The sequence below is a fragment of the Mesorhizobium sp. M7A.F.Ca.CA.002.04.1.1 genome (assembly GCF_004022805.1).
GTDB lineage: Bacteria > Pseudomonadota > Alphaproteobacteria > Rhizobiales > Rhizobiaceae > Mesorhizobium > Mesorhizobium ciceri.
Map to the genome: position 1 here is coordinate 1 of NZ_RZPL01001175.1, position 859 is coordinate 859.

Annotated in this window: 2 protein-coding genes; one reads left to right on the plus strand and one right to left on the minus strand. The window is 65.9% G+C overall.

What is annotated here, in order from left to right:
* Positions 1 to 345, plus strand: a 345-nt coding sequence (locus ENZ75_RS33115; protein ID WP_164888237.1) for a DUF1499 domain-containing protein, incomplete at its 5' end; no start/stop codon positions are given.
* A gap of 31 nt (positions 346 to 376) precedes the next feature.
* On the opposite strand, the gene ENZ75_RS33120 is transcribed toward ENZ75_RS33115, so the two are convergent.
* The coding region (locus tag ENZ75_RS33120; protein ID WP_128278671.1) for an MBL fold metallo-hydrolase at positions 377 to 859 on the minus strand (483 nt) is incomplete at its 5' end.

Genomic DNA, 859 nt, shown 5'->3' on the forward strand with positions numbered 1-859 from the left:
CCGCTGGTCAGCGCACGCAGCTACGACCTGCCGTTCGAGACTGTCGTCAATGCCGTCGAAACCGTACTCGACCGGCGCGACTGGGATCTATCGGAACCCTATCCTGATCTCGCCGGGCAAAGCGAGGTGACCATCACCGCCGTCGCCAAGGGCTTCGTGATCGGCCTTCCCGCCGATGTGGCGATCCGCGTGACGGACGATGGCGATACGGTCATCGTCGACATGCGGTCGGCGTCCCGCTACGGTCGCTACGACCTTGGCGACAATGCCGCGCGTATTGTCGATTTCCTTGCCGAGCTCGACCAGGAAGTCGCCGGTCAGGTTGGCGCCGCGCCGGCCGAGTGAGGCACGGGCACTTGGCAGTGGGCTGCGTTGCCTATCCGGCCGGCGTGAAAATGCCGTCGATGGCCGGTGCGGCATCGGTCACAACCAGACCGCGCGCCGTCAGATCCTCGAGATGGGCAAGCACCGACAATCCGGCGGCGCCATGCAGCCGCGGATCGGTATCCCTGTAGATCGCCCTGACCATGTCGGGAATCGTCCGGTCGCCTTCTCTGACCCGCTCCAGGATGGCTCGCTCGCGCATCTTGCGGTGCGTCTTCAGCCCGCGCATGAAAGCGCGCGGTGCCGTCACCGGCCCGCCATGTCCGGGCAGCAGCAAGCGGTCCTCGCGGTCGATTAGACGGTCCAGCGAGGCCATGTAATCGGCCATCGCTCCATCCGGCGGGGCGACGATGGAGGTTGCCCAGGCCATGACATGATCGGCCGAAAACAGGATGCCGGTTCCTTCCAGCGCGAATGCCGCATGATTGGCGGTGTGGCCCGGGGTCAGAACCGTCCTGATCGACCAGCCGTCGCC